Annotated in this window: 12 protein-coding genes; 7 read left to right on the forward strand and 5 right to left on the reverse strand. The window is 49.5% G+C overall.

The window, feature by feature from the left end; translation table 11 throughout:
- Positions 1-14: 14 nt before the first annotated feature.
- From A5320_RS05980 to A5320_RS06000, 5 genes are all read right to left on the reverse strand, one after another.
- Complete coding sequence (locus tag A5320_RS05980; protein ID WP_197489993.1) at positions 15-1079, reverse strand: helix-turn-helix domain-containing protein; 1065 nt, start codon at positions 1077-1079, stop codon at positions 15-17.
- A 202-nt stretch (positions 1080-1281) separates the two neighbouring features.
- Positions 1282-5268 (reverse strand): pullulanase-type alpha-1,6-glucosidase, encoded by a 3987-nt coding sequence (pulA, locus tag A5320_RS05985; protein ID WP_068062221.1) that lies wholly within the window; start codon positions 5266-5268, stop codon positions 1282-1284.
- Between the two features lie 72 nt (positions 5269-5340).
- Positions 5341-8247, reverse strand: coding sequence for a TonB-dependent receptor (locus tag A5320_RS05990; protein WP_068062222.1), 2907 nt, complete (start codon positions 8245-8247; stop codon positions 5341-5343).
- Between the two features lie 352 nt (positions 8248-8599).
- A complete protein-coding gene (locus A5320_RS05995; protein ID WP_197489994.1) occupies positions 8600-10417 on the reverse strand; it encodes an SGNH/GDSL hydrolase family protein in 1818 nt (605 codons plus the stop codon).
- 10 nt (positions 10418-10427) lie between these two features.
- Positions 10428-12284 (reverse strand): SGNH/GDSL hydrolase family protein, encoded by a 1857-nt coding sequence (locus tag A5320_RS06000; protein WP_068062223.1) that lies wholly within the window; start codon positions 12282-12284, stop codon positions 10428-10430.
- 180 nt (positions 12285-12464) lie between these two features.
- On the opposite strand from A5320_RS06000, the gene A5320_RS06005 reads away from it, so the two are divergent.
- From A5320_RS06005 to A5320_RS06035, 7 genes are all read left to right on the forward strand, one after another.
- Complete coding sequence (locus A5320_RS06005) at positions 12465-14393, forward strand: carbamoyltransferase family protein (RefSeq protein ID WP_068062224.1); 1929 nt, start codon at positions 12465-12467, stop codon at positions 14391-14393.
- A 26-nt stretch (positions 14394-14419) separates the two neighbouring features.
- Positions 14420-14833, forward strand: coding sequence for an SxtJ family membrane protein (locus A5320_RS06010; RefSeq protein WP_157605659.1), 414 nt, complete (start codon positions 14420-14422; stop codon positions 14831-14833).
- A complete protein-coding gene (locus A5320_RS22115) occupies positions 14834-14986 on the forward strand; it encodes a DUF5989 family protein (protein WP_197489995.1) in 153 nt (50 codons plus the stop codon).
- Between the two features lie 159 nt (positions 14987-15145).
- On the forward strand, positions 15146-16192 hold the full coding sequence (locus A5320_RS06015; protein ID WP_068062225.1) for an alpha/beta hydrolase family protein: 1047 nt from the start codon (positions 15146-15148) through the stop codon (positions 16190-16192).
- 292 nt (positions 16193-16484) lie between these two features.
- Positions 16485-18377, forward strand: coding sequence for an acyltransferase family protein (locus A5320_RS06020; RefSeq protein ID WP_068062226.1), 1893 nt, complete (start codon positions 16485-16487; stop codon positions 18375-18377).
- A gap of 227 nt (positions 18378-18604) precedes the next feature.
- On the forward strand, positions 18605-19273 hold the full coding sequence (locus tag A5320_RS06025) for a U32 family peptidase (protein ID WP_068062227.1): 669 nt from the start codon (positions 18605-18607) through the stop codon (positions 19271-19273).
- Between the two features lie 399 nt (positions 19274-19672).
- Positions 19673-20263 carry a GIN domain-containing protein gene (locus A5320_RS06035; protein WP_068062229.1) on the forward strand — a complete coding sequence of 197 codons (591 nt, stop codon included), beginning with the start codon at positions 19673-19675 and terminating at the stop codon, positions 20261-20263.
- Positions 20264-20351 lie beyond the last annotated feature (88 nt).

A 20351-nucleotide genomic window follows, 5' to 3' on the forward strand; every position in this document is an offset into this window, starting at 1 on the left:
ATACCTGATCATTTTTAAAATTGATCACGATATTCGGTCGGCGTTAACCCCATTTTCGTTTTAAAAGCCCGGTTAAAGGGGGCAATTGAGCCATATCCTGCCTCTAACGCCAAGGTCAAAATGGGCAGGTGCCGCTTCGACGCATCTGCCAATTGTTCACATACCCAAGGTATGCGATAGCTGTTTAAAAAGTCGGAGAAGTTGCTAAAACCCAATTGCTGATTGATCAAATGCCGCAGTTGATGCGCAGGTAATCCCAGCTGCCTGGCGAGGTTATTAACCGTTAAGTCCGTTTCTAAAAACGCGCCTTGCGCCATCAAACGCTCTAGATTTTCTGTTTGGCCTGGCAACATTTGGCGGACTTTTGCAGTTGATAATTGATTGTTGTGCTCAGCATGTGCTTGCGCTGCGACAAGGGGCTGTGGTGCCAGTATCTCAAACCGGGAAAACATCTCTTTTGCACAAACTAAAAACACCGCTGAAAAAATCATTAGTGAATTCACTAAACTAAATTGCCAGCTATCCCGCACGCTCTTTAAGGTAAACTCGAATATCACCAAGCCAATCATGTATAACGAGCACAAGGCAACCAACATGACCCGGGTGTTGCGCCTTTCGTTATCTAAATCACCGTTAAACTCGGAAATACAAAGGTAGATCACGTAGCATAACAACATCACACCCAAAGCATGATTGAAGTCGTGGAACATGCCGCGCCCGCCCAATACCAAAAAGAAATACACTAGCCATCCCAGCCAAAGCAGTACGACGGTAAGTATCCATTTAGGTATCCTATCCAATTTAAACTGAGGGTTCAGATGCCCCAATGCATACCAAACCGTGGCAAATGGGGTTAAATCGGTAAACAGCAGCAACACATGGCGAAATCCACCATAGTGACTATTGCCAATGGGTGCGGTAAGCAATACATAGCAAATAACACATAAGGTTACAGTAATATTTGCCGCCGAAAGCGCGGTGATATTTCGACTAAAAAAAGCAATTAATAGCCCCAACTGGCCAACCGCTGCAAATCGCAAAAATAAGTCAACAACTTGAATTTCAATCAAATGCATCATCAATATCATTCCGTGAACAAGACAGGCGTAAGAAATAAGATCGCATACTACGTTACTGCTTTTAAATCGCAACGCTTTGTTAATGCAATGCAAGTTGCTAATTTTCAAGTCCAGTCTTTCAATCACGACGTCAAAATCACTCCATAAAAAAGCCAGACCGAAGTCTGGCTTTTGCATCACTTTAAATCGAACAAAGGTACAACTACTCCACCTTATTCACTTTCAACACCGGTGCCGCGCTGTCGTTGGCGTTGACTGCAAACTTGTAAGCCGCTGCATCGGCGATGCTGATTTTCAGATTAGGCCCAGATTTAGCAAGGACTTTGTCGGTATTCAGCGCCACATCCTGCCCATCAGCGCCGCCGCCGAAGTCGACTGTTGCCCAGTCACTGGAAGCAACTTTGAACTCATAGTTACCGGCCGCCAGATTCAGTTGCACACTGTATTGGCCTGAACCGTTGTAGACAAATGGATCACTTTCGCCCCAGCCGTTCATACCACCACGCAGGAATACTTTGGTGCTGCCATAAGGCACGTATTCACTGACTGTCAGCACTGGAGCTGTTGCCACTGTCGCATCCAATTTGAACACATAGCTGGATGTGGTGGCAAAGTTACCTTTTAAGTTAGGACCCGATTTTGCCAGTGTTTGTGGTGTGCCGAAAATCACATCCTGCTCACCAGCTTTCGCGCCAAAATCGACCGTTGACCAGTCGCTGGAGGCCACTTTAAATTCGTGATTACCTGCGGCAACCGTGACTTTGGCTGAATAAATACCATCGCCATCGTAACTGAAGGCATCGGCTTCACCCCAGCCGTTCATGCCACCGCGGACATAAACTGTGGTTAAACCGTAAGGGGCAATATCCGGAGCGCCCATGGTCGCATCGGCTTTCAGACCAACACCTTGTGCACCCAGCTGTGGTTTGACAAATACCGCTACGGTATAAGCCGGCACCACAAACTCACCGTCGGCACCCACGGTATTAAAGTGTGCGTCCTGGACTACAGTGTCCGCTGAGTCTTGTAACACCTGATGTAACTCAAAACCTTGTGCAGTAGGAACTTTATGGGTTTTCTCAGCGTTGGTGCCATTGACGACCACCACCACTGCATCATGGGCCGAATCAAGATCTGCCAGACCCACACCATCGTCGATGCTCAGCACGATCAAACCCTGAGTCATAGTTTTGCCGATATTATGGAAACCAACCCGCGCCATCACATCAGTGCCAGTGGTCAGGCGGAACAGCGAATTTGAGCTGCGAATTTGCAAAAACTCATTAAACACATCGGTCGCAAAGCCAATATTTTGTGGTGCTGCAGCGGTATTTGGGTTGTTAGCAATGGGTTTAATAATTTCCCATGACGCCTGATTGTCCTGCGCCAGCGGTAAACCGACGTTCCAGTTGTTGCTTTGCTTGGTGAAATCTACAAAGTTAAACCAGTCGCCAGCGTCGTAGCTGTTGCGATCCATCGATTTCGAACGCAGTAAATCATCGCCCATTTGCAGGAACGGAATCCCCTGACTTAACAATGGGATGGCCAGTGAAATATTGTGAATACGCACCCGGTTCTCAATACTGACACCCGAATCAAGTTCCAGCTGCAGTTTATCCCACAAGGCTTCGTTATCGTGTTTCGAGACATAGTTAATGATGTCGGCCGGATCAGTGGCGTAGCCTGCTGGCTGACCATTCCAGGTCACACCGCCGGCAGTGCCGGTGTTGCCGCGATAATCTTTAAAGACAAAGTCTTTTAAAGTACCGGCCATGCCGATTTCAACAAAGTTTTGCTGTTGCAGATTACCCACGTCCGGATCATTCGCAAACAAGGCGGCACTGCGCACCGAATCACGGATACGGTCGTTAAAACTACCTACTTCGGTACCAGCCAGATTGGCCTGGCGTGCTTGCACAAAACGGGCGTCGTTAGCCACTTCACCAAAGTTCCAGCCTTCACCGTAGAAGTAAGTATCCGCATCTACCGCTTTCACTGCTTCACGCGCCGCCAGGATATCGGCTTTTGGATGGTGGCCCATAATGTCAAACCGGAAGCCGTCAAACTTGTACTCTTTGGCCAAGGTCACCAGCGAGTCACTGACAAACTTGCGCATCATCGCATGTTCGGTGGCGGTATTTTCGCAGCAAGTTGAACGCTCAATCAAGCCACTGACCGGGTTATAGCGGTGGTAATAGCCCGGAACAATTTTGTCGAATACTGAGTTATCAAATAAACCCGATGAGCTGGTGTGGTTGTACACCACGTCCAGCACCACACGCAGGCCAATAGCATGCAGCGCCTGGTTCATCGCCCGCATTTCTTTTACCCGCGCCACACCTTCTGGCGTTGAAGCGTAAGAACCTTCCGGCACATTAAAATGATGTGGATCATAACCCCAGTTGAAACTGTCAGTACCGCGCATCGCTTGCGCTAACGCCTGAGCATTTTCACCAGAGTTCTGGTAACCCTTCATCACATCTTCCAGTTTGGTCGTCGCGTTCATCAGACAAACCGGTGCAGTCGCATTGATTTTACAAAGATCAGCTACCGTATTGTTCAGATCGACCCGTTTAGTGGCATCTTCATTGACGGTTGCCATATCGGTCGCAGGGAGCATATGAAAATGGGTTAAACCATTGTCAGCCAAAGTTTTTAAGTGCTGCACCGGCGCCGAGTCCAGTTCAGTAAAGGCCAGATACTTACCACGATTGGCAGCAGTCACCGACATATCGCGAACGCTGAAATCACGGATATGACCTTCATAAATCACGATATCTTCCGGATTACCTGCCGCTGGTACTTCATGGCTATCCCAGTTGGCCGGTTTGGTATCAGCGTCGGCTAAATTGACAAACTGGCTGTAACGGCCATTGGTGGCGGTATTCACTGAGTACGGGTCAGTAGCGAGCACTGTTTCAACTTTTTTGGTCAGCGGGTGATACACCTGCAACTCAAAACGGTAAAAACTGCGATTTAAACCCGCTGCTGCACCGCTGTAACTCCAAACGCCCGTTGCCGCGTTCACGGTCATGGCATGAGTTGCGGTCAGGGTTTTTGCTGCGTTATACACTTTCAGGTTTACACTGCGCGCCGTTGGTGCCCAGACTGATGTTTTGATATTGCTGCCTTCGTACACCACGCCCAACACCGCTTCATCCGCATCGTTGGCGGCTTTGGTATACAAATCGTCCAGCACTTTTGCTGCCTGCACATGCGATGCAGAGGTTAGTTTATTGGCAGAATCATAAGCTGCCAGCACCAGCTGGTTTTTGACCAGGTTTTTTGCCTGATCAGCGGTGACGGTAGTTTTGTAGGCCGGCCAAGTGGCTAAATGCGGCACCTTGGCTTTTTGCTCATCGGTTAATGCGGTTGGAGTCAGTTCGACACTGTCACCATTGATGGTCAGGGTGTCGCTGTCGATTGCTAAGTCGGCTGCAGCAGAACTGTGCAATTTGATTTTGCTGCTGCCCGTGGTTGCCGCCTTCCAGACAAAAGTACCGGTATCCAGCCAATGCGCGGCGCTATCACTGATTTGTACGCCCAATGACACCAACGGGTAATCAAACACCGAAGCGACGCCAGAGAAAGTCCAACCCATACGCGAGAATTTAGCGACGTCTTTTGGCCCCATACCAAGTTTCATATTACCGCCACCGAGCTCTTTTCCGGCGTCATCGGTGCCAATGTGGATAATAAAATTACCACAATCAGTTGCCTTAGTGCCGACACCTTCCAGCAGATTCAATAACCAATAAGCGCCGTAGTTAGGATCAACACCATTGCGAACCAAACCGTCAGCCCAGCCAGCGGCAATAGAAGAAGGGGCATAAGCGGAACAAGTTTCATCGTTCCAAGTATGTAACTTGTAGCCATCATAGTTGCCATCAGCGCGTTTATAAAACAACACCGCCTGACCAGGGCCAGCCATCACCACCGGTGCCGGCGCTGTCGGGTCAACGCCAATTACACAACTTTCGTTTTTGGCATCCGGCACTGTTGGCGCCGGGCATTTAATTGGTTTCGGCGCCACGCAGGCGGTGCCTGCAGAGTTGGGTACCTGTGGCACATTACAGGTTAACAGCACTTTACCGGTTTCCACCGAGTCGCTGCCACCACCACAACCGGCGAGAACCGCCAGCACACAACTTGCTATCACAAGCTGCAGTATTTTTTTCAGGTTCAACATAAATCAATCACTCCAATTTGTCCGTTCAGGCGGGTGCGTTTGCAAAGCCCACCGCTGGTGAAATCCGCCTGCTTACATTGAGTAGGTCACGCCAAAGAAATACTGCCGGCCGAAAAACTGAATAGTGCCGGTTTGTAATTCATCACCGAAATAGCTCTTGGTCGGTTCATCGGTGAGGTTATTCACCTGGAACAACACCCCAAAATTATCTGTAACCTGATACGAGGTTTGGAAATCGAGCACGGTTTCACCGTCATAATTGACAATCTGCTCGTTCACAGCCACTTGCTCAGAGACAAAGGGGTCACGAAAACGCGCACTGAGTCGGGTTTCAAACTTGTCGTATTCCCAGAACAAGGTGCCGGTAAAGACGTTTTCTGATAAACCTGGCAGGCTGATTTCAATACTATCGCCGCCAAGATTCGTCGGTTGTTGGATTTCACTTTCGGTATAAGAATAACTACCGCTAACGCCCAAACCTTGCCAAATGCCGGGCAGGAATTTAAAGATTTGGGTATAGGCAACTTCTGCACCACGGATATACCCGCCTTTGGCATTATTTACGGCAGTGGTGTAATCACCGTTTTTCAACTCAGTGCGGACGCCAGTGACAGGATCCTCTCTATATTCAGGTACAAAAAAACCTGCTGCGGCAAAATCAAATTCAGGCGTAGTGTAAGTACTTATAAAAGACTTAATGTCTTTGTAGAACAAAGCTGCCACAAAAGCGCCTTCAGTTTCAGTGAAATAGTGCTCATACGAAATATCATATTGATCGGCATAAAATGGCCGTAAATATGGATTATTCGAACTGGAACCGCTGATAATTCCGTCATCACTGATCGACGTGCTGGTATCTGAAGCTAGACGGTTGATTGGTGGACGTGACATAACCTTCGCGGCGGCAAAACGTAATTGGTCATCATCTGTCAACCGGAAATTTAAGTTCAGCTGTGGCAAATAATCACGGTAGGTTTCACCCAAAATTGAAGGGGCATATTGACCATTTATTAAACCGGCATCATCGGTAATATTCTGCGCACCAAGTTTTGGATCGCCTTTGACATCCTGCAAAGACGTCGCTGATTGCTTGGTCTCGATCATCCGCACCCCGAAGTTACCGGTCAGCGGGATGTTAAACACATCCGTGTCTATATTGGCCATCAGATAAGCAGAAAGGACATCTTCAAATACTTTGCCGCTTTGCAGCATAGACCAGCTGGTTTGCGGTCCACCTGCAACAAACTGATCGGGCAGAACACCCGGAGTACCAGTCCCCCAGGTTTTTACCGGTTGTGGAATGCCATTTGGGAACCAGGCGGTCAGAGCTTTGTTTAAATCAATCGCCAGGTAGCTTGGGAAATAACTAAAGTCACCTTTGAAATCAACCACCTTCACCATATCCTGGGTCAAACGAAGTGGTTTTTGCAGGTTGGAAAAAGCACCGTCGTTACCAAACTCATAGACTGAACGATCATTGGCATATTCACGCTCGGAATAACGCACGCCCACTTCAAACGAGGCCAACACCGGCATATCCAGTTTGTAGCTACCGTCTAAGCGCACTGCATTCAATTCATCTTTATTTTCAAACGGATAAATACCGTACTTACTGACCATCACCCGGTTGATATCTGAAAAGGCCGCAGCCTGATTAAAGCCTACATCCGGTAAATTCAACCCGTTAAGCAAATACGAAATTGACACGTTGGTATCAAATACCGGATTCGCAACAGTCGCGTCTTGCGCCACCAGCGACCACAACAAGCCGTTGCGGAAATCGCTTTCGGCACTGGAATGTGACACGTCAAAATTCAGATTGAAATTCTCACTGACATCCCAGTCGGCATTAATTCCGTAACTTTGTACTTCATCAAAGTCCTGGTTGTCATCGTTGACTAGTTCTACGCGGGTAAAGCTGTTCGAAGTGCGATTAAAAGTACCGCCGATCACTGAATTACCATTCAGCACCGGGTTCGCAACAGCCGCCGAAGCGCCACCAAATTTCACCCGATAACCACGGGCAAAGGCTTTGGAATCAAATTTAGAAATAAAGGCATCACCTTTTAACTTAAACGCATCGTGCGGTACCCATTCCATTGAGGCCATATAGCCGTTACGGACTTCTTCACCGCCTTTATGCTGGATTTCAAAACCTTCGCTGATAAACTCATTAGGATCGGTTTCTTTAATACCATCAACGTCTTTAGAAGCGTTGTAGGCTAAACCGATAAACTGCGTCGCAACACTAGGCTGGAACAATCGGGCGTACCCCAGCGCCAAACCCAAAGTGTCGTTAGCAAACTTGCCCTGATAAGAAACACTGAAACGATCGCCCATTTCTTTGCCATCCGGCACTTCATCAGCCCGATCGTTGTACATGCCACGGGCATTGACCATAAAAGTGTGTTGCTCGGCGTTACGCAGGGGACTGGCGGTTTCCAGCTCGACAGTACCGGCAACGCCACCTTCAATTAATGAGGCTTTGGGCGACTTGTATACTGCAGCCGAAGAAATCAGCTCAGAAGGATATTGGTCAAATTCAATACTACGGCTGCCGCTGGTCGATACCTGCTCCCGGCCGTTTAAAGTGGAAAACACAAAACCGCCCGACATCCCGCGAATGTTAATTTCCGCCGCCTGACCGCCGGTGCGCACCGCAGAAATACCCGGTAACCGGGTTAATGCATCGGCCATCGACACATCTGGCAAAGCACCTAAGTCATCGGCAGAAATAGTTTCAGAAACTGTGTCGTTAAACCGTTTCATATTCAGCGATTTAATCAGACTACCCGCATAACTGCGAACTTCAATCACCTCAATTTCTTCTTTGGTGGGTTGCTTTTTCTTCGCCTGATTTTGCTCAGCAGCTGGTGCAGTCTCTTGCATTTCGGCACTGGCTTGTGCCGCAGACAAGCCGGGCGCAAACCCCGCCGCTGCAATCGCCAGCGTTAACACACTTAATTTGAACTTTGACATGCCTTTGTCCCCGGGATGGTTTTTATTGTTATGACCCTGGACGGTACCGTTGCTACTGCTTGGTTCAACAAGTGACCGCAATGGCTCCCTGTTGAAAATTCAGACGGCAGTTATCCTAAGTCACTGAGAGAAATTCAGAATTCTGTGTCTAATAAATAAACAGTGGCTGAGCGAAGTACAACATGAATACGTATTCAGCCCGGAACTTTCGCACAATGACAGTGCGAACGACATGTTCACTGCTAGAGGATAGTGCAACAGCCAGATTTTGGGGAAATGGTGGTGGTGATTTTGCACCTATCAGGTGCTGAAGGGGATTGCACGTGCACCTGACATGCTACATTTGCCAGGCTTAGCGACAGCTGACCGGGCGCCCTGCAACCGGCAATGCCCGTTGGCACCGTTGCTGATAGTACTGGCTTTCGCCGTGACGCCCTTGCTGCTGCAACAAGCGGGCGGCAGTGGCCTGAAGTCCGGCTTGCTCCGGCATGGCATCGGCCAGAATCAGACTGGTTTTAAGTTGCATTGGCAAATCAGCACTGGCCTGATACTGCGCCAGCGACTGTTGCATCAGCGTCAGCCAACTGATGGTATTGGCAAAATAATCCAGCCCCAGTTGCTGCTGCCAGTCGCTGGCTTTGGGTAATTGCACCGGCTGCGCGCTCGGCACAAAGGGGTAATCAGAAGTTAAAGTCGCGATCCGGGCAAAAGCGGCATATTCCTCAGCCGGCAATACCGGTCGCAAGGTCCAGGCCTGAGCGGTACTTTCCTGTAAAGTCATCGCCGGCAGCTGTTGTTGTCTTACAGATTGTGGCTTGCTGTTGGCGAGCGCCTGATAAAACTGGTCGGCAATCACAAAATAACCGGGCAAATTCGGATGCAGATGTTCCAGCATCAGCTCGCGGCCGATCAAGCCGCCAGTCGAATGCTGCGCCAGCGCTTGTTCGGTTTCAACCAATGTTGCAGCGTACTCCGCCGCCAGCTGCCGGTGAATGTTATTGATGTCGCCTGGCGCCCGAAATCGCAGTTGGTCCAAATCCCGCGCTAGTTCCAGATAAACTTTTGCTTCAGCAAACCGCTGCTGCGCGCGTAACCATTGCCCTAGTTCAAACGCCAATAACCCATGCTGTTGCTGATCAATAATGTCGCGAAGCGCTGCCAGTTTGACGGCGTTGTTGCTGGGATTATTGCCGGGATCGGAGCTAGCAAGTTCAGCCAGTAATTGGCGCTGCGAAGCAGTCAACGGCGGGCTTTGAAACGGCTGTTGGTCGGCGATATTGCTGGCGACTGTTGCCAGAAACACCGGCACACCCGCTTGTTGATATTTGCCAAGTAACGCGGCCAGATTGCGCTGATACTGCGCCAAGCCTGCTTGATAAAGCGCAGAATTTAATGGAATAAACTGACTTTGTGCCAAACGTGCCATCAGGGTACGTTTTTGCTGGGGGGCCGAGTTGTGATCAGAGTTGTGAACAGAAGCTTCTGGTGTGAATGTGGTGGCCAGAAGTTCCACCGCCTGATACAGCCGGTACGGCCGCAGCGCTAAACTTAGCCGCGTCAGTGTCGACGAACCCAACCCGGACTCTGCCGCGCCAACGCCAAGGATACCCACATACTCATTGTGTCCGGCGTAAATCAGCACCGCATCCGGTTGCTGGGCAATAATGTCATCGGCATAACTTAACATGCTGTAACTATTAACCGCCGACATCGCAGTGTTAATGACTTCGACATGATGTTCCGGCCAACTGCGCCTGAGCCTGCCTTCCAGCAAACCCGCCAGCGACGCGCCCAAGCCATAAGGATATCCCGCCGCCGACGACTCGCCCTGCACAAATATCCGCACCCCAGTGGCCGGTTTTTCCGCCAGAAAATACTGCGGCTCTATGGTGACATTGGGTGGCGTGACACCGGTTGGTACAAAACGGCGCACTGCATCGGGCCTTGCGGTGAGATACGCCGGATGCGCCGGGTGCGGCACAAATAACGGTAAATCCATGCCAAAACCAACCAGTCGCAGCGCCCCTTCTGCCAATAACAATAACAAAAACGGGATGACCGCCAACACCAGCCAGAACAGTGCCGGTACCGGCTTTTTTGGTTGAAGCGTTTTTTCTGCTGGAACCGGCTTTGTTGGTTGAACCTGCGACTGTGAACGCATTTTTTTCATGGTGTTGCTTTCATGGTGTTGTGTCGCCTTCGCCAGGTGTGAACGCTGCTTTTAACCGCGCCTGCTGCTGCAATGCCACCTGGTGATCCGGCTGTTGTTGCAGGATTAGCGCCAGCTGCGCCAAAGCCGCCGGTACGTCACCGGCACTCGCCAACGTGCGGGCCAACATCAGCCGGTATTGCACATCTGTCGGCTGTAATTGCAACGCCCGCCAATGATAAAAACGCGCCATCAGCACATCACCAGCCATAAAATAAAACTGACCGGCAGCAAAGGCGATATCTGCTTTAAACGGCAAGGCATCGGACAATAACGCCGCCACTTTCGCCGCATTGGGTGCGTCGCGTTGTTGCTGATAAAAATTTAATAATTGCTGATGTAAACTGAGCCAGTCGCCGCCTTGGACCAGCTGCGCAGCCAGCTGTTGCAGCGCCGGTTGTGGCAACTGACTGGTAAACTCAGCCTGCGACGGTGGAGGCTGTTGCTGGTGTTGATCAAAAGGATAATCTGCCAGCAGCATGGCAATTTTGTAGTTGGCATTCACCACGTCCAACACCGATAACAAATTTGTTGGCGCAGTTGCGGTGTTGCTACCAGGTGTTGCCCTCAGTAATCCGGCTTGGCTCAAACTGCGCCACCAGCTGTCGGCCAATAGCTGATAGCCGCGCTGATTCGGATGCACATGTTCCAGCAATAATTCAGCGCCCAAAATGCCGTCCTGGCTGTGCTGACGAAACAAAGTTTCAGCATCGGCCAGCCAAATGCCGGGTGTGTTACTTTGTTCGCGTAGCAGCTGATTAAACTCGGTTGGCGCGCGAAACCTTAATAAATCCAGATCTTTGGCCTGCTGTAACGCTTGCTGTGCCGCTTCAGGCTGACGATTCGCCAGCAGCGCCTGGCCATAACGGTAATGCAACAATGCATCTTCCGGCGCGGTTTTTAATAATGCCGGTAACTGTTGTAACGCTGCTGCCGCGGATAATTCCGGATCAAGTGCCGGCAGCGACTGGCTTTGATCCGCCAGAAAAGGCGCATGCACCAGCTCATTACTGACCAGTGTCGTCAACAGCAGCGGCACCCCGGCTTCGCGCGCTAATTCACTGATTTCAGATAAATTATCCCGGAATTGCTGCACACCCGCCTGGTAAGCCTCGCTGCTCAAAGCAATACCAGACTGGCTGGCCATTTGCGCCATCGTCGTTTGACCACTTTGCCGATCCGGCGCCGGCAATACCGCTTGCAACAGCTGCTGCACCAACTGATATAACCGCCACTGTTTTAACTGCAGCCACCACAGCGTTAACTGCCGGTTTGGACTGGCCTGAAACTGTGAGCCCACGCCGAGCAAACCGACATATTCATTGTGCCCCAGGTACAGCACAATGGCGTCAGGCTGCACCGCCAACAGTTCCGGCATGATATCGAGCACAGTGTAGCTGTTGATCGCTGCCATCGCGGTTGAAATCACTTCGATTTGCTTGTCGCCTGCTTGCTGTTTAAGCCGCTGTTGCAACAAAGCTGCGGGCGAGCCAAAGCGGCCATAAGGAAAACCGGCGGCCGTTGACTCCCCGGCCACCACCAATCGCAGACCGGCTTCGGGCTTTTCTGCCAGAAAATACTGACTGTCCGGCGCCACCGGCGGAGCCTGACGCGGGTCGTCAACATATCGGCGCACCAACAGCGGGTTTGGCTGCAGATAACCTGGCTCTGGCGCTGGTACAAACAACGGGTAACTGGCGCCAAATCCTGCCAGTCGCAATAGCCCTTCCAACAGCAATAACAGGATCAATGGCAATGACCACAGCACCAGATAAAACCTTCGCGGCGTTGGTTTGGTTGCTGCAACTTTAATTGTCATTTGGCGCATGCCGGTCCTTATTTGCTGCTGAGCTGGTCAGTTGGGTACGAAGTCTTGGCAACATCCGGGACTCGACGCCTGTAGATTTTCGTAATATAACAACAGTATCGAACCCATTCAGCTTTGCCAAGCCCTGTGCCATGCAACAGATCCCTCACCGGAGCCCAGCCAGCGCTGCAATTGAGAGTTATGCAGAAAATATTAGGTATTTCATGCTTTTACCACGATAGTGCTGCCGCCTTATTAGTTGACGGTAAGCTTGTGGCGGCAGCGCAGGAAGAAAGATTCAGCCGGTTAAAGCACGATCCGGCATTTCCGGCGCAGGCCATTCAAAGCTGTTTAGATCAAGCCGGGTTGGTGCTCGCCGACATCGACGCCGTGGTGTTTTACGACAAGCCGTTATTAAAATTTGAACGTTTGCTGGAAACTTTTCTGGCACACGCCCCTTTTGGTTTGCCAGCTTTTTGCCGGGCGATGCCGGTGTGGCTGAAAGAAAAATTGCTGCTGAAAACGGTGCTGCGCCAAGAATTGATGGCGCTGTCGGGTCTGGCTAAAACTGCCTTGCCAAAATTGTTATTCAGTCAGCATCATCAGGCGCATGCGGCGTCGGCTTTTTACCCAAGCCCCTTTGCACGGGCGGCAGTGCTCTGTTTGGACGGGGTTGGCGAATGGGTCAGCGCATCGATTTGGCTCGGTGAAAACGAACAACTGACGCCGTTGACCGAACAACATTTCCCGCATTCACCGGGTTTATTGTATTCAGCCTTTACCAGCTATTGTGGTTTCAAAGTGAATTCCGGCGAATACAAGTTAATGGGCCTGGCGCCTTATGGCGAACCAGTTTATGTCGATTTAATTCACCAACATCTGCTGACTTTACATGAAGATGGCAGCTTTGTGCTGAACCCGGATTATTTTGATTTTGCCGTCGGTAAGCGGATGACCAGCAGCAAATTCCACCGCTTATTTGGCGGGCCACCACGGCGTGCCGATGAGCCGATCAGCCAAAAGCAGATGGATTTGGCCCGTTCTATTCAGCAAGTGATTGAAGATATCGTGCTGAGAATGGCGCACCATGCCAAGCAGCTGACCGGTTGTCAGGCAGTCTGTCTGGCCGGAGGCGTGGCGCTTAATTGTGTCGCCAATGGCCGGTTAATGCGCGAAGGCCCATTTAAACATGTTTGGATCCAGCCCGCTGCTGGTGATGCCGGCGGCGCGGTTGGGGCTGCTTATTTGGCCTGGCATCAGTACGCCGGGCAACCGCGCCAGCTGGCCGCTGGCGCGCCCGATCAAATGCAAGGTAGTTACCTCGGCCCCGAATATAGCGACGCTGCGATTGAGCAGCAATTGCAGGCTACGCACCTGTCCTATCAGCACGTGGCAGATGCTGAGCTTTACCCGCAAGTGGCTGATTTACTAGCCAATGGCAAAGTGGTTGGCTGGTTTCAGGGACGGATGGAATTTGGACCACGGGCGCTGGGTAATCGCTCTATTCTGGGCGACCCAAGAAGCCCGCAGATGCAAAGTGTGCTGAATTTAAAGATCAAAAACCGCGAGTCATTCCGGCCTTTTGCACCAGCGGTACTGCAGGAAATGGCCAGCCGCTATTTTCAACTTATTGGCACCAGCCCTTATATGCTGTTGTGTTGTCAGTTGCGGCCAGAGTTATTGCTGCCAGCGACAGGAAAAACCGCACAGGCAGACAACGACGAGTATCAGCTCAGTGCTGAACCAGCCATAGCAAATAAACAAACTGCGGCCTCCCCGACCAGCCAAACCAGCAATGTTTTCGCCAGACTGGCCGAGCAGCGTTCGACCTTGCCCGCCATTACCCATGTCGATTTAAGTGCCAGAGTGCAAACGGTGGATGCCAACACCAACCCCAGATTTCATGCTCTGTTGCGGGCATTTTACCAACAGGCGGGCGTGGCGGTGTTGATCAATACCTCTTTTAACGTGCGCGGTGAGCCGCCGGTGTGTAGCCCAAAAGATGCCATCGAAGGTTTTCTGGCGACCGATATGGATGTACTGGTGCTGGGTAATTATCTGTTACTTAAAAGAAACCAGCCGCAAGCGGCCATCGACCGTGCCCGCGAGCGTGAGTTTGCTGATGATTAAACGCCAATTGCAGCTAAGGGGAAATCATGCTGAAAGCTAAACTACTCAAACCCACCGATCACGCCGGTCTGCGCCGCTTTGGCGTGAGTATGGGCCTGGCGCTGCCGCTGATCTTTATGGCGTTAATACCCTGGTTATTGAATTACAGCACACCGTTGTGGCCGGTGCTGATCCCACTGTGGCTGCTGCCGCTGGCGATGCTCACACCCGGTTTATTGTATTACCCGTATCGGCTGTGGATGGCGGTATTTGGGGTGGTCGGCATCATCAATACCTATCTGATTTTAAGCCTGGTGTTTGTGCTGTTGATCACGCCCATGGGGCTGGTGCTGCGGCTTTTGGGTAAATTGCAGTATCAGAAGCGGAAAAGTTTCAGCGAGCACAGCAACTGGCAGCATTCGGTTGCACCAGAAGCCCGTAATTTAGAGGAACCGTTTTAAATGCAGGAATTTCTAAGCGATTTATGGGCATTTTTAAAAGTGCGCAAAAAAATGTGGTTATTGCCGGTGGTGGTCATTCTGGCGTTACTGGGCGCATTGGTGGTGGCGAGCCAACAATCGGCTTTGGCCGGACTGATTTATACGTTGTTTTAGTGGTTTAACTACCATCGCCATTCGTTAACCAAACACATACATCATGACAACCATTTACCCTCAATTTACATTTAATCCGCTGTAAAAGTATCAGCAAACTGTTAGCATCGAAAAACTCGCTTTGGGTGAGAAATTATGAACTTTAACAGGGAGTTATACATGATTAAAAAGAGTATATGGCTGATTGGCGCGGGTTTGATATTCAGCGCCGTCAGTCATGCCGCAACCTCCGACCAACAACCATCCGCTAAACCTCTATTATTTTCCAGCCACGACAGTATACAAAGCAGCGTGACCTGTTTTCGGGGCCCTTTTCAAAGCCATCAGACATTTATCGATATGTTGCTGCAAAAAAATAAAAATCGACCTGCTGCAGCGCAGCAGAAGCTGGCAGAAATTTTTAATAAAGAAGACTTTGACCGTTATCAACAACAATTAGATTGTCAGACATTTACCTATACCGTTGATGGCGTGCCAGTGACGGGCTGGATGATGAAACCGAAACAACATCAGGGCAAGTTACCGGTGCTGATTTACAACCGGGGTGGTAATGGTGAGTATGGCAGTATCGTGATGGGTTTTGCCTATATGCGGCTGATGCCTTGGGCTGAACGGGGTTATATGGTGATCGCGAGTAACTATCGCGGGGAGCATAATTGGCCCCGCAACCAGCCAGTAAATGTCGGTCACGACGAATTTGGTGGCGTTGAGGTCAATGATGTAAGGGCACTATGGCCCATTTTGCAACAAAGCCCGGCCGCTGACATGAAAAAAGTGGCGATGTTTGGTGAAAGTCGCGGTGGCATGATGACCTATTTGGCGGCAAAATCGATGCCTGGGTTAAAAACAGTCATTTCCTCAGCAGGCGTCAGCGATTTAGTTTCGGAATTGCAGTTCAGGCCTGAAATGGAAAAGATGTATGAAAAGCGGATCCCATATTACCAATTACGCAAAGACGAGGCACTGAAAGAACGATCGGTGGTGCATTTTATCGATCAAATTCCGGCCGCGTTGCCGATGTTGTTATTGCATGGCAGTGCTGATAAACAAGTAGATGTGAAAAACTCTGAACAGTTGGCAAAGCTACTGCAACAACGCCAGCAGCCGCACAAACTGGTGATTTACCCAGGGGACGACCATGGTTTAAATAAAAACCGCAAACAAGCCGATGCAGAAATTGAAGCCTGGTTGGACAAGTATTTATAATCATCTTGCTCCGCGATTTGACCTAACGACTTAAAATCACAGTGGCGGCTACGGCAGAAAACCTGGCCTTCGATCGGATTTGTATGCACAAGGATGACGGGTATAAGTTGCTCGTCGAGTGCTTCTCACTTAAGATAGCCCGCTTTTGGGCACGCCTAGCAGCAGTCATTTTTCGGTTGTTGCTGTCTGTTTTTTTGAATACTGTCTCGCACCTAAAAACACTATTTAATTTTGAACAACACCTAAAGTGCCTGTAATTCAACACCAATAAATAATCATGAGGCTTAGTGCTATGCGCTATCGTGCAGAAATTGATGGGATCCGGGCCATTGCCGTGATGGCGGTGCTGCTGTTTCATTTTTTCCCTGCCATGTTTCCGCTGGGTTATTTAGGTGTTGATGTATTTTTTGTGATCTCCGGATTTTTAATCTCTTCGTATATCATCAAAGAATGCGATGAAGGTAAATTCTCTTACGCTGAGTTTTACCATCGCAGGATCAAACGTATACTGCCGGTCGTCATGCTGGTGTTAACAGTGTGCTCGGTACTTTCGATCTTTATTTTCACGCCATCGAATTTACGCGACTATTCATTCTCACTGCTGTCCTCGCTTTCATTTACTGCGAATATATATTTCTGGCGCAACGGCGGCTACTTTGGTCTGGATAACAGCATTGAACCGCTGCTTCATATGTGGTCACTTGGGGTGGAAGAACAATTTTATTTGATTTTTCCGATATTTATGGTGTTACTGCTAAGCAAAGTCAAAAACAAAACTTATGTGTTTTTGACCGTCGCAGCCTTGTGTCTGACCAGCTTTTTAGCCTGCATCTACTTAATTTTTAAGGACCTCACCGCCCCGGCATTTTTCTTACTTCCGGCCCGAGCATGGCAATTTGGGGTCGGGATCCTCGCCGCGATGTACTTTATGAAAAACAACACTACCCATCATAAATTTGTCGAACTCGGCATCATTGCGGCACTGTTTTTGTTCTTTTGCATCGAGTTCACCCAGATCCCGGCTGGTACTGTCGTTTCAGTAATGACCGCTTTATTCCTGGCAAAAAAATTCAACACCACCGGTTTTTTAGCCTTTTTTTTCCTGAACAACCATGTCAGAAAAATCGGCATTATTTCTTTTTCTTTATACTTATGGCACTGGCCACTTGTTGCTTTTATTAACTACTATGTTGTTGAAGAACATAGCTATTTAGTCATGACGGCCGGCCTTGTAGTCACTTTTGGGTTGTCGCTGTTCAGTTACCGCTGGGTAGAAGAACCGTTTCGCCGGGATTTTTCACACAAAATTGTCTACGGCTATTTGGCAATGTCCATCGGGGCACTGCTGGCATTAAGCGGCCTAGTGTATTCAAATCAAGGGCATATGGTTCGGAATTCGCCATTGGTTATCGCGCTTTCAGACGCCCGTCGCACCCACTTTTATTGTGCGTTAGCGGATTATTTTTTCTATCAGGGCACCAGAGCCTGCGGCATCAATGCGTCCGCTGACATTCAGCCCAGCATTGCGGTGCTTGGTAATTCACATGCCCAAATGTATGTGCCCTCGTTAACCCGGGTGTTCGCGCAGCAACAACTGGCCGGTGTATTGGTGCCGTTAAATGGATGTTTGCCGACCCTGGATGTCAATATCACCAGCCAATGCCTGAACATGGCCAAAATCAATTTTGCCGCAGTGCAAGCGGATCCGAACATCAAAATGGTGATGCTGGCCATGACCTGGAATGATGACCGATTGGTCAATGCCGACGGTTCAAATGTCGCTGAGGACAAAAAGCTTCGATTGACGACATCGGTGCTTTCTTTAGTACAAGAACTTGAAAAATCAGGAAAAAAAGTATTGGTAGTCGGCCCAATCCAGTTGCCGGAAATCGACATCGCGTCGGTATTAAGCCGCAAACTGAAATTTAATCATGTCAGTGAAGCTGAAGCTTTGCAGCTGCTTAAAAAGCCAAGGGCAACTTTTGACCATGATTATGCCGTGATCATCAACCTGCTTGAGCAATCACTGGGTGCGCGGCTATTAAAACCAAGTGACACCCTCTGTGATCAGGAATACTGCTACCTAGGCAACGAAAAAGTGGTGTTTTTCTCCGACATCAGCCATCTCAGCGAGAAAGGCACAGCGGCATTGGATCCAATGTTTTCCAAGGCATTGCAGCCCTGATCTGCCACTGGATAGAGTCGATAGGGCTGCTACCCAGGTAGCTTATTAGCAAAGCGAAGCAAATCAGCTGAGTTTGCGCCGGATCAAATTTTCAATTGGCCTACTGCGGCATACTCGGCACCATGTTTAGCGCCGGTGCCGAACCTATGTTTTCCATTAATCCATCAGCTGTTCTTTGTCGTCAACCCGAATTATTGTCCCTGCCGGTACACTCAAAGAGATGCGATATGCCTTTGCGTATGCCGCGGTATCGCTTGCGCGTGTGCAACAATGAATTTGATTTTAATAATCTGGCGATTGGCATTACCGAAGCGCTGGCGCCCGATGCGCTAATTTTGTCAGACCCTGGAGTGATTTTTCTGCTGCGCCAGCATTTCCTCGACACGGAGCTGCATTTATCGGTGCAGGCCAATACCCTGAACTGGGCGGCGGTGCAGTTCTGGCAAGGCCAGGGGATCCGCCGGGTGATTCTATCGTGTGAACTGGCATTGGAAGAAATAGAGCAAATCCGCGCCAAAGTACCGGCAATGGAACTCGAAGTGTTTGTGCACGGCGCTTTGTGCATGGCGTATTCCGGCCGCTGTCTATTATCGGGATATATGGACACATGCAACCTAAATCAGGGCACCTGCACCAAAGCTTGCCGCTGGGTTTATCAGGTCACAGCCGCCACAGAAAATGCGGCTGGCCAGTTTGTGCCAAAGGTTGAAACGACTTCGGCGAATGTAGCAGCAATCGCTGGCGCGTCATTACACCAAAGCCAACCGATCAACGACATTGTCCTGCTGGCCGATCCGCAAAAACCCGGTGAACTGATGCCGGCATTTGAAGCTGAACACGGCACTTACATTATGAATTCCAAAGACTTACGTGTCATTCAGCATGTTGACCGATGAACCCGCGCCGGAATGTCCAAACGGCGCCATCTCATTGCAGCCGATGCCTGTAGCACCCGGTAGTACCAGCAGCAAAAAAATCTTTCAGATAGATCCGGATTTATGCAGCGAATGTGCAGGTTTTTACACCCAACCCACCTGTGTCAAAGTTTGCCCAATTGATGTGGTGATCAAGGCTTAGAAAGCAGCACGCACCGGCGATTGACTTTGATGCATAGCGTCGCTGCGAGTTTACTGTCCTCTACTTCATTCCCTTCTCATCATCCCGTTCATTGCCTCTTGCATTGAGCTGTTGAAGTTGGCCTATGAGCCGTTGATGAAATATTTCAAATTCTTCGCGATATCAACCAGTAGTCTTGAACTTCCCCGTATCCAATTGTTCGGCAAAAGGAAAACACCATGAGAATTATCAATCTGGCGCTGCTGGCAGTACTGGCATTGCCACAAACTTCTTGCTCGGTTTTTGCGTTTCACACCGAGGAGCGTGAAGTATCCCAGTTTAAGTCAATCGACATCTCGGGACTTGCCGAAGTATTCATTACCAACGCCAAGACCCAGGGGATTGTTGTTAAAGTATCAGGCATGCCAATTTCTGATGTGATTACCCGGGTTGATGAAGGTACGTTAGTCGTATCAACCAATGGGTATCACAGCGGAGAGTCGGTCAAGGTTTATGTAAATTATGTACAGCTGAATAGTATTCACATCGCTGGTTCTGCTGAGGTTACCGGAACCAATACTTTGGTTGCGGACGACCTGTTATTAACCACCGGTGATTCAGGAGATATTAAAAACCTTGAAATTAAGGCAGATCACCTTACGGTCAGAATTAACGATTCCGGGAATGCCGATTTAAATGTTGATGTGCTCACTCTCGATGTATTAATGAACGACGCTGGTGATTTATCCATTCAAGGTAAAGCAAAAACTCAGAATATCAGGTCAAATAGTTCTCGTGGCACCCTGAACAATGCGAATCTGAATTATTAGGCAACACCTCATTTAAAAAAACCAGTTACAAAGACAACACACTATTAAACAATAATAAATACAGTTGAAATTAACCACATTCAACTAT

It is taken from the genome of Rheinheimera sp. SA_1, from assembly GCF_001669775.1.
Lineage (GTDB): Bacteria > Pseudomonadota > Gammaproteobacteria > Enterobacterales > Alteromonadaceae > Pararheinheimera.